Below are 10,716 nucleotides of genomic sequence, written 5' to 3'. Positions count from 1 at the left end.
TATAACTCATTGAGATGTGTCATAGTATTCGTCGTTAGAAAACAATTATTGTGACATTATTTCAATGAGTTATCTATTTTTGTCGTGTACAGAGCGCTTCATCAGAAAACTGAAGGAACCTCCATTGAATCGAACTAATATTTTTTTTGGTGAATCGCATTCTGACTGGTTGCCTGTCAGAGGCGGAGAATCTGGTGATTTTGTTTTTCGACGTGGTGACGGGCATGCCTTCGCGAAAATCGCACCTGCTTCCCGCCGCGGTGAGCTCGCTGGAGAGCGTGACCGCCTCATTTGGCTCAAAGGTCGAGGTGTGGCTTGCCCCGAGGTGATCAACTGGCAGGAGGAACAGGAGGGTGCATGCTTGGTGATAACGGCAATTCCGGGAGTACCGGCGGCTGATCTGTCTGGAGCGGATTTGCTCAAAGCGTGGCCGTCAATGGGGCAGCAACTTGGCGCTGTTCACAGCCTATCGGTTGATCAATGTCCGTTTGAGCGCAGGCTGTCGCGAATGTTCGGACGCGCCGTTGATGTGGTGTCCCGCAATGCCGTCAATCCCGACTTCTTACCGGACGAGGACAAGAGTACGCCGCAGCTCGATCTTTTGGCTCGTGTCGAACGAGAGCTACCGGTGCGGCTCGACCAAGAGCGCACCGATATGGTTGTTTGCCATGGTGATCCCTGCATGCCGAACTTCATGGTGGACCCTAAAACTCTTCAATGCACGGGTCTGATCGACCTTGGGCGGCTCGGAACAGCAGATCGCTATGCCGATTTGGCACTCATGATTGCTAACGCCGAAGAGAACTGGGCAGCGCCAGATGAAGCAGAGCGCGCCTTCGCTGTCCTATTCAATGTATTGGGGATCGAAGCCCCCGACCGCGAACGCCTTGCCTTCTATCTGCGATTGGACCCTCTGACTTGGGGTTGATGTTCATGCCGCCTGTTTTTCCTGCTCATTGGCACGTTTCGCAACCTGTTCTCATTGCGGACACCTTTTCCAGCCTCGTTTGGAAAGTTTCATTGCCAGACGGGACTCCTGCAATCGTCAAGGGATTGAAACCTATAGAAGACATTGCTGATGAACTGCGCGGGGCCGACTATCTGGTATGGCGCAATGGGAGGGGAGCAGTCCGGTTGCTCGGTCGTGAGAACAATCTGATGTTGCTCGAATATGCCGGGGAGCGAATGCTCTCTCACATCGTTGCCGAGCACGGCGACTACCAGGCGACCGAAATTGCAGCGGAACTAATGGCGAAGCTGTATGCCGCATCTGAGGAACCCCTGCCTTCTGCCCTTCTCCCGATCCGGGATCGCTTTGCAGCTTTGTTTCAGCGGGCGCGCGATGATCAAAACGCAGGTTGTCAAACTGACTACGTCCACGCGGCGATTATAGCCGATCAAATGATGAGCAATGCCTCGGAACTGCGTGGGCTACATGGCGATCTGCATCATGAAAACATCATGTTCTCCAGTCGCGGCTGGCTGGTGATAGATCCCGTCGGTCTGGTCGGTGAAGTGGGCTTTGGCGCCGCCAATATGTTCTACGATCCGGCTGACAGAGACGACCTTTGTCTCGATCCTAGACGCATTGCACAGATGGCGGACGCATTCTCTCGTGCGCTGGACGTCGATCCGCGTCGCCTGCTCGACCAGGCGTACGCTTATGGGTGCCTTTCCGCAGCTTGGAACGCGGATGGAGAAGAGGAGCAACGCGATCTAGCTATCGCGGCCGCGATCAAGCAGGTGCGACAGACGTCATACTAGATATCAAGCGACTTCTCCTATCCCCTGGGAACACATCAATCTTACCGGAGAATATCGTTGGCCAAAGCCTTAGCGTAGGATTTCGCCCTCTCCCGCAAACGACCCCCTTTTATCTACACTAGATTTAAAACAGTTGAACGTATGAAAGAAGCTGTTTCTCAAAATATTCAATCAGACAACTTGAGCCATCAAAACGCCATCAAGAACAAGGAAGAACAAAAAGCCCGAATTAAAAAATTCCGTGATCAGTTAGAGATCGGGACGATCTTATATACCTCATGGGGATATGAGCAAACAAATGTAGACTTCTATCAAGTTATTGAGAAAAGCCGGGCATATTGTGTCATCCGTGAACTTAAACAGGCTTATGATGCAACAGGTTCAATGCAAGGTTATGTTGTGCCTTTACCGAATGAATTTACCAGCAAAGAGCCAATGAAAAAAAAGATCATGGATAACTATATCGTGATTCATCAGTCTGCAAATGCAACAGTATTAGATTTTGAATTATTGCCGACAGGTACAAAAGTTTATAAACGCTGCTATACATCATCATACGCATAAAACAGTTGACCCCCTGAAGGGGGTCAATTCACTACAGAGGAAAATATGAAGCATTCAAAATTAATATATAAAGATTGGCAATTATATTTAAGGCTCTTATTTGAAAATAAATAGGGGTAATAGTCACCCGCATTTTTTTGATGTTTAGATTTCTAATGCTTCAAAAAAATGCGGTTCATTGCGTATCATATAATGAATATTAAGGAACTGAAAAAATGAATAATGCTCAATTCAAAATTGAATGCTTCAGAAATGGTTTATATAGCCCAGAGCAAATAATTGAATTTTACAAGGTAGTCCACACGGAAGAAACTAAGTACAATAGCCGTGATGCTCAACTTTGGATTAATGGGAAAAGCTCTAGGGAATATCAAATTGACCCTAAAGCAATTCAAATTGTAGATATGCTTAATGCAATCAGATCGGAAGTAATTGCAAAAGAAAAAGAGCGTATAGAACTTGGCAATCCAAGATATAAATATCTATTCAAAGGTGAACAAGCACTATGGTCGGAGCATCAGGAATTTATAAATTTACCTGTCAATTTTTATAATTCAATAATGGTTGAGCTAGGTAAAAAAGATTTAATTTATTTTGAATTTTCAAAAAAAGATATTGAATCCTAAACGATAGAGCAGAGCAAAGTGTCTACTTTGCGAACTGAAAAATCTGAAAAATCCTCCCTTCTCTGATTACTGTTGAATGGGGCAAGCGAAGCAGACAAAATCTGTGATTTTGGCTAGCTGACCGCAGACCCGCAACTACTTCCATGTTACCTATAAGCGGGATTAACAAAGCAATCCCGCAGGGTTGCGACTGAAAAAAATTAAATTATATTTTTACCAGTTTGAATATTCTTTAATTTGTAGAGCCTGAATTATCAACTAGAGTTGATTTAGATTTTTTTGATTGTTCCCGATCAGCAATAAATTTGTCACCAGCAATTTTTAAACTGTCAAAATGTTGGGGATTGGATTTATATGATTCAAGAGCCTTTAAAAGAACACCAGTAATAATTCCTTTATCTTCAGTTGGGAAATCTACTATTTCAAAAAGCGCACCAATTGAAATTAATTTATGTTCACGTTTTTTGCGATCTTTAACTTGAGCAGCTTGAGCATCTTTTTTCAAACTAGCTAAAAGTTTTTTTTCATCTTCCTTAATTTTTTCTAATTCTAAACGTGCTTTATGTTTTTTAAATTCATTTTTCATTACACGTTCAAATGAACTAATTTGCTGCTTTGTTGGTGAGCCTGATTCAATACTTTTAACAAGTGACAAAATTAAATCTTCAGTTTGGTTTCTATTCTCTAATCCCTTCAAACGAGAGATTTCATCAGTTACAAACTTTTTTTGATCTTCAGTAAATTTTAGATTTTCGATAGCCATTGCCACTTCCTCATTGTCAATATTTTTAAATCATAGCATAACTAAAAATAGAGGAAATCTATTACAGCACTAAACAACAAAAATCATATTAAATTATTAATTTCTGACTTTTACAATTAAAGAAATATTTATTCTGAGTATGACTTGAATTGAAAAATATTTAGCCAGGTGATCATTTTTTATAGGATTTTTAAAATTTTAAAATTGGCTTTCAGTCCTTTAGTTTAAAAAATATCCTAATGTCTATCTAATAACAAAAAATTACAGTTTATAGCTTAAAAAAATCCTTATTAATCGTGTCACTTATAGACCCTCAGATTTGGGGTTTCTGAACTATGGGTTATCACCTTGTAGCGAATATATATTGAAGTTATCATGACAACAGCAGTTGGAATGCACGCTTCCGCGTTTCTCTCCGAGAAACAAAAAAAGCAGATTCAAAATAGGCGAATTATGGCGATTTATCACTTATCAGTTAAATCAGGTAGGCAATACGGTTCTTCGGGAAGTCGAGGGGCAAGCCATTACGCTTATATAAATCGTGAAGGTAAATACAAAAGAGAAGATTTAGAAAATATAAAATCAGGAAATTTACCAAATTGGGCTAAAGATGCTGCTCATTTTTGGAAGTCAGCAGATAAGAACGAACGCATTAATGGACGTATTTATACTGAATTGGAAATTTCATTGCCTAGAGAATTGAATAAAGAACAACGTGAAGAATTAGTACAGGAATTTGTAGATAAGACTTTAGGTAAAAACTTCACATATTCCTATGCAATTCATAGCCCATTAGCAAGTGATGGTGAACAAAATCCTCATATTCATTTGATGTTTAGTGAAAGAAAATTAGATGGTATTGATCGTGACGAAGTACAACACTTTAAACGCTACAATCCGACTAATCCTGAAAAGGGCGGGGCAGGTAAAGATCGCTATTTTTCATCTAAAGTTTTTGTGGCAGATACACGCTTATCATGGGCTAACCATGTAAACGATTTTTGCGAAAATTTAGGTCTTGATGCTCGTATAGATCATAGAAGTTATAAGGCTCAGGGGCTTGAATTATCCAGTCAAAACTTCAGGGCTGATTATGTTAGTAATCATAAATATTTCATTAATGAAAATATAAAAAATATACGTCATCAAAATGGCGAAATTATTATTGAGCGTCCTTCGGAAGTTATTAGAGCTTTAACTTCTAATCAGTCTGTATTTACTGCCCGTGATCTTGAGCGTTTTGTTATGGCTCATACTGACAGTCAAGAACAATATCTTAAAGCCTATGAAGCTGTAATGACTTGTCCTGATATGGCAATGTTGTTTGGGAAAGATAAGGTTGTATTCTCATCAAAAGAATTGGTCGGAATTGAAGATTCTATTACTGCATTTATCTACAATGCCAATGAGCAAAGTCGAGTACAGAAGCCATTTAATTTAACTGAAAAATTCACTTTAAATGCTGTAAAAATTGCTGATAAAAGAACATTCAATAGAGAGCAAGAAGCAGCCTATTATACTTTGACTTCTACTGATCGAATCTCATTGCTAAATGGTTCGGCTGGTACTGGTAAGTCTTATGTTCTTAGTGCTGTTTCTGAAGCCTTCAAAACTTCAGATTATAAAGTTCATGGTATTGCTTTGCAGGCAATTACAGCTAGAGCTATTTCTGACGATTGTAATATTCCAAGCAGTACAATTGCTTCATTCCTTGCCCGATATGAAAGTGGTAATTTTGAGATCAATAATAAGACTGTCTTGATCTTAGATGAAGCGGGGATGGTCGGCTCAAGAGACATGCAAAAACTTCTCATGATCGTAGAGAAGCATGATGCTCAAATAAAACTTGTTGGTGATAGTTATCAGTTAAGTGCTGTTAGTGCTGGTTCTGCTTTTGCTCATATTCAAGATAACCTTGATAAGAAAAATATTGCTTCATTAGAAAATATACAACGACAAAAATATGCGAAGGAATCAGAGAAAATGATTGAAGCATCTAAGTTGTTATCTAAGCATGAAGTTGACAAAGCATTAGATATTTATAAGACCATTAATGCTGTTAATGAATATGAATCTCACGATCTAGCACTAGCCAAAACTATTAAATCTTGGAGTGAAGATTCTAGCGAAAATAAGTTAATGCTTGCTCATTCAAATAATGATGTGAATGAATTAAACCGCATGGCAAGAAATGTATTAATTAAAAATGGTCAACTTTCTGCTACTGGTAATCATGTTAAAACTGCTTTCGGTGATATTGAAATTACTGTCGGAGAAAAAATTGTATTTAAGCAGAATGATTCAAAATTAAAAGTTAGCAATGGTGAAACAGCAAAAGTAATCGGTTTTGAAAAAGATAATCTTAATAACATTAAATTTATGATGGTTCAGTCAGATAGAAATAATGAGATCATTAAAGTAGATTTAAATGAATACAACCAATTTAAATATGGTTATGCAAATACTATTCACTCATCACAAGGTATGACTGTTGATAATGCCTATATTGTGGCGAGTGAGAACATGAATGCTAATTTAACTTATGTTGCTTTGACCCGACATAAACATAATGTCGAAATTAATTATTCTGCTATGTCGTTTACCACGAATGAAAAAGAATTCGTTAAACGTCCAGATGGGAAAATCTCATATGATCAGAATTACAATCCTGTTGAAAAAGAAGTTACACCTTTTGAAAACTTCAAAAAAGTTCTAGGACGATCAGAAAAGAAAGAATTTTCTACAGACTTCACTTTAGTAGACAAGCAAGAAAAATTGATCAAAGCATATCTGCAAGATCACCGCCACCATATTGAAGATAAGCGGGAGATATACGGAATTAACTCGAAGATACATGCTTTAACTTCAGAGAATCGTACATTCACGAAGGAAGAAATTGTTACCGAGGTTCGTGCGAATCTTAAATCTAAATCTATTTTAGGTGATGAGATCGGTAGCATTAGAGGTATGAAAATTGCAAAAGGTGAGCTTCTCAAACTTGAGGAAGGGTTACAGATCAAGACTGGATTCTTTAAGAAAGAAACCTTTGAGAAGGGAACAGAATTAAAGGTTCTTGATGCCTACAAGATGAAAGATAAACCAATGATTAAAGCTCGAATCAATGATATGGAATATGAGATTCCATTTGAAAAACTTTCTGTTAAGTATTCAGATCGGTACTTCACAGAGTTTAAAGATCAGAGCGCACACCGTTTTACTGCCCGCAATAAAACTGAAGTTTATAGCGAGTACCGTGAGCAGTTATTGAAGCAAAAGATTACTGCACCGGAAGAAAATTTGAATGCTCCTAATCACAAGATGAAGCTGCAAAGCAATCTTAATACTACCCCTAGAAATACACCTAGAATCTAACTTCACCTGGCATAAGCAAGTGAAAATAACAAACCATAAAAGACTTTTTAATGAGTAAAGATGATCATGATAAATTTGTATTATTCCTGATAGTTGTAGGCTTTATCGTGTTAGTTGTTTGCGGTCTTGCGTGGCAGGGAGCAGGCATCTTTAACTTGCCTTTCACAGTGATGCTATGGACTATCATTAGATTAATTATCGTGGTATCGCTTGTATTTATTACTGGAAAATTCGGTCTATCAAGAGAGTTTACTTTCCCCGCAGCAGCAGTAGGTTTAGCTTTTAGTTTATTCCCTGTCCTTGATCATATTGCGTTAGGTTATTCTGCTAAAAATTTCTATGAAACCACTAATTTTATGGGGCAAACGGTTCGGGAATTTGGTGCCAGTAAAATTACGGTCTGGTGGGGTTCGATTTATGCCAAAATAGCCTATGCTAGCCTTGCAGGTTTAATTGGATATGGTGTTAAGGTCGCCACTGATGATTAAAAAAGAAAAACCAACTTGAAGTTGGTTTTTTTGGCACTGTTGCAAATAGAGATTTGAGTCGATGATGTTCCCTTTAAAAAGTACTTAGAGACCGAAAACCCTGTTGATTAGACACACTTCACCCNTTACGTAGTGCACGCATGACTTCAATACCTTTAATTGTGGCATAAGCCGTCTTCATAGATTTGAATCCTAATGTGGCCCTGATGATCCGCTTTAGCTTGCCATGATCACATTCAATCACGTTATTTTTATACTTAATCTGCCTGTGCTCAAGGTCTGGTGGACATTTACCTTCCCGTTTTAACCGTGATAAAGCACGTCCATATGTGGGTGCTTTATCCGTGTTGATCACTTGTGGAATTTGCCACTTCTTCACATTATTTAAAATTTTTCCAAGAAAACAATATGCTGATTTGGTATTACGTCTAGAAGAAAGATAAAAATCAATGGTATCGCCACGTTGATCGACTGCACGATACAGATAAGACCATCGTCCATTCACTTTTACATAGGTTTCATCAATATGCCACGAGCTCAGATCTGTAGGATTACGCCAATACCAGCGTAAACGTTTTTCTATTTCAGGAGCATAACGTTGAACCCAACGGTAAATAGTCGTGTGATCAACATTCACACCCCGTTCGGCCAGCATTTCCTGCAGTTCACGATAGCTAATGCCATATTTACAATACCAGCGCACAGCCCAAAGAATGATTTCGCCCTGAAAATGCCGACCATGGAAAGGATTTATATGCTGCACCTTTAGCTAAAACAGTCTTCAGCTTACCATTCGTGGTTATTTGCAACAGTGCCGCTGACGCACACCATCGCCCACCGGGTGGGTCGCTATCTGGAACGGCAAGGCCTGCTGGAACGGGATGTCGAAAACAGCTATCTGGCCTCGGATGCGGTGGATGACGACCCGATGACACCCCTGCTGGGGCACTCGATCACTTACCGTATCGCTGTCGGTTCACAGGCGGGGCGAAAGGTGTTCACTTTGCAAACTCTGCCGACCAGTGGTGATCCGTTCGGTGACGGGATTGGCAAGGTAGCCGGGTCCAGCCTGCACGCCGGCGTGGCGGCCAGGGCCGATGAACGCAAGAAGCTCGAACGGCTGTGCCGGTACATCAGCCGCCCGGCGGTATCCGAGAAGCGGCTGTCGTTAACACGAGGCGGCAACGTGCGCTACCAGCTCAAGACGCCGTACCGGGACGGCACCACGCACGTCATTTTCGAACCATTGGATTTCATTGCAAGGCTGGCCGCCCTGGTACCGAAGCCCAGAGTCAACCTAACCCGCTTCCACGGGGTGTTCGCACCCAACAGTCGGCACCGGGCGTTGGTCACGCCGGCAAAACGGGGCAGGGGCAACAAGGTCAGGGTGGCTGATGAACCGGCAACACCAGCACAACGGCGAGCGTCGATGACATGGGCGCAACGGCTCAAGCGTGTTTTCAATATCGACATCGAGACCTGCAGCGGCTGCGGCGGCGCCATGAAAGTCATCGCCTGCATTGAAGACCCTATAGTGATCAAGCAGATCCTTGATCACCTGAAGCACAAAGCCGAAACCAGCGGGACCAGGGCGTTACCCGAAAGCCGGGCGCCACCGGCTGAGCTGCTCCTGGGTCTGTTTGACTGACGAGCCTGAAGGCCAACGATACCAATCAAAATGCTGCGTTCACAGCGCCGCGGCAGGGATCCGCCGTGCTGGTTGTCGGAAAAGGAGCCGCTAGTGGGAAAGAGGAGGGTAAATTTTCAGCGTTGCTGGCTCCCCGTCAGCCGGATTGGGTTGCATCGCAGGGGTGTCGAAAGAGTCAACTGCGGTCCAAAGCTGTTGGACTTGGGTGAAAAGGGCGTTTATTCTTCCTATACGTTGTCGGCAGCGGGCCAAAAAGGAATACGTCCATGCCCATCGAGGTGAAACCGGCTGTGAGCGCGGGTTCAAGCATATAGCCCGACAGGCGCGTATCCTTGCCGATCACGACACGATGGCGGTGGTCACCGCGACGAAAGACACGGCCAGCCGCCATGCCGACGCGCAAGGCGGTTTCCGCCGTCATCGCGCCTTCGTTGGCTTTGCCACGAATACCGTCTGTGCCGAAATATTTGCGCACCATAAGGTCGATTATCCTGTCGTCGGGTCGCCCTCAAAGGGGACATGCCTGCTGAACCGCGAATATAGAGAAATATCCCGAATGTGCAGTTAACGAATTCTTGCGGTTTCTTTCAGCGCCGCCAATACCGCCAGCCCGTCGCGCAAGGGGCGCGGCTCGTGTGTGCGGATGAAGTCAGCTCCACCTGCGGCGGCGGCAAGCTCTGCAGCGAGTGTCGCGGCCCCGACATCCCCCGGACCACGGCCTGTGAGCGCGCGCAGAAAGGATTTGCGCGAAACAGACAGAAGCACCGGCAAATCGAAGCGCAGCCGCAATTCATCGAACCGCGCCAGCACCGAGAGCGAGGTTTCGGGAGCAGCCCCCAGAAAAAACCCCATGCCGGGATCAAGGACAAGGCGGTTGCGTTTGATACCGGCACCCGTCAGCGCCGCGATGCGCGCGTCAAAGAACGCCGCAATGTGATCCATGATGTCGCCAGCGGGTGCCTCGCGCCGATCTGCCTGCCCGTCTTGCACCGAATGCATAACGACGAGTTTGGCAGATGATTTCGCCAATTGCGGATAGAACGCAGCGTCTGGAAAACCGCGAATATCATTGAGATAGGCCACACCACGCGACAAGGCATAGGCTTGCGTCGCGGGTTGATAACTGTCGAGCGAGACGGGAATGCCATCTGCCTTGAGCGCGTCCAGCACCGGCGCGATACGCGCGATTTCTGTGTCGGACGAAACAGGCGCGGCGTCGGGATTGCTGGATGCCGGACCGAGGTCGATCACATCTGCCCCCTCGGCCATCAGCTTACGCGCCTGCGCAATGGCTGCGTCTGGCGCCAGATACCGGCCTCCATCGGAGAAACTGTCCGAGGTTATGTTGACGATGCCGAAAATGATGAGCGATTTATTCATGGGGGCTTCTATAATAATCTCTGTACACGACAAAAATAGATAACTCATTGAAATAATGTCACAATAATTGTTTTCTAACGACGAATACTATGACACATCTCAATGAGTTAT

The 10,716-nt window shown here is 43.3% G+C and carries 9 protein-coding genes and 2 pseudogenes; 7 read left to right on the top strand and 4 right to left on the bottom strand.

Annotated elements, in window-relative coordinates:
* Positions 1 to 124: 124 nt before the first annotated feature.
* The 4 genes from aph(3'')-Ib (at position 125) to AXW61_RS16925 (ending at position 2,954) form a co-directional block, all read left to right on the top strand.
* Entirely contained in the window at positions 125 to 928 is an 804-nt protein-coding gene (aph(3'')-Ib, locus tag AXW61_RS16940) for an aminoglycoside O-phosphotransferase APH(3'')-Ib (protein WP_001082319.1), read from the top strand.
* Positions 928 to 1,764 (top strand): aminoglycoside O-phosphotransferase APH(6)-Id, encoded by an 837-nt coding sequence (locus tag AXW61_RS16935; RefSeq protein ID WP_000480968.1) that lies wholly within the window; start codon positions 928 to 930, stop codon positions 1,762 to 1,764. Before aph(3'')-Ib ends, AXW61_RS16935 begins: the two co-directional genes overlap by 1 nt.
* A gap of 141 nt (positions 1,765 to 1,905) precedes the next feature.
* Positions 1,906 to 2,328 (top strand): hypothetical protein, encoded by a 423-nt coding sequence (locus AXW61_RS16930; protein WP_000656635.1) that lies wholly within the window; start codon positions 1,906 to 1,908, stop codon positions 2,326 to 2,328.
* 215 nt (positions 2,329 to 2,543) lie between these two features.
* A complete protein-coding gene (locus tag AXW61_RS16925; RefSeq protein ID WP_001057867.1) occupies positions 2,544 to 2,954 on the top strand; it encodes a hypothetical protein in 411 nt (136 codons plus the stop codon).
* Positions 2,955 to 3,186: 232 nt separating this feature from the next.
* On the opposite strand, the gene AXW61_RS16920 is transcribed toward AXW61_RS16925, so the two are convergent.
* On the bottom strand, positions 3,187 to 3,717 hold the full coding sequence (locus tag AXW61_RS16920; protein WP_000963725.1) for a conjugal transfer protein TraD: 531 nt from the start codon (positions 3,715 to 3,717) through the stop codon (positions 3,187 to 3,189).
* 453 nt (positions 3,718 to 4,170) lie between these two features.
* Here AXW61_RS16920 and AXW61_RS16915 point away from each other — a divergent pair, with 453 nt between their 5' ends.
* Both AXW61_RS16915 and AXW61_RS16910 read left to right on the top strand, forming a co-directional pair.
* Positions 4,171 to 7,089 carry an AAA family ATPase gene (locus AXW61_RS16915; protein WP_005119228.1) on the top strand — a complete coding sequence of 973 codons (2,919 nt, stop codon included), beginning with the start codon at positions 4,171 to 4,173 and terminating at the stop codon, positions 7,087 to 7,089.
* A gap of 50 nt (positions 7,090 to 7,139) precedes the next feature.
* Entirely contained in the window at positions 7,140 to 7,577 is a 438-nt protein-coding gene (locus AXW61_RS16910) for a hypothetical protein (protein WP_000030933.1), read from the top strand.
* 127 nt (positions 7,578 to 7,704) lie between these two features.
* Here the strand turns inward: AXW61_RS16910 and AXW61_RS16905 are convergent.
* Positions 7,705 to 8,331: pseudogene (locus tag AXW61_RS16905) on the bottom strand (IS6-like element IS1006 family transposase); the annotation flags it as partial.
* Between the two features lie 63 nt (positions 8,332 to 8,394).
* Here AXW61_RS16905 and AXW61_RS17445 point away from each other — a divergent pair.
* Positions 8,395 to 9,225: pseudogene (locus tag AXW61_RS17445) on the top strand (IS91-like element ISVsa3 family transposase); the annotation flags it as partial.
* Positions 9,226 to 9,400: 175 nt separating this feature from the next.
* On the opposite strand, the gene AXW61_RS16895 reads toward AXW61_RS17445, so the two are convergent.
* Both AXW61_RS16895 and sul2 read right to left on the bottom strand, forming a co-directional pair.
* Entirely contained in the window at positions 9,401 to 9,703 is a 303-nt protein-coding gene (locus AXW61_RS16895) for a phosphoglucosamine mutase (protein WP_000251875.1), read from the bottom strand.
* Between the two features lie 86 nt (positions 9,704 to 9,789).
* Positions 9,790 to 10,605, bottom strand: a complete 816-nt coding sequence (sul2, locus tag AXW61_RS16890; RefSeq protein ID WP_001043260.1) for a sulfonamide-resistant dihydropteroate synthase Sul2 — start codon at positions 10,603 to 10,605, stop codon at positions 9,790 to 9,792.
* Positions 10,606 to 10,716: the final 111 nt, after the last annotated feature.

This window comes from Acinetobacter sp. BMW17, assembly GCF_001592855.1.
Taxonomy (GTDB): Bacteria; Pseudomonadota; Gammaproteobacteria; order Pseudomonadales; family Moraxellaceae; genus Acinetobacter; species Acinetobacter johnsonii.
Note: the sequence above shows the minus strand (reverse complement) of the source record. Positions and strands in the feature narration are given on the sequence as shown.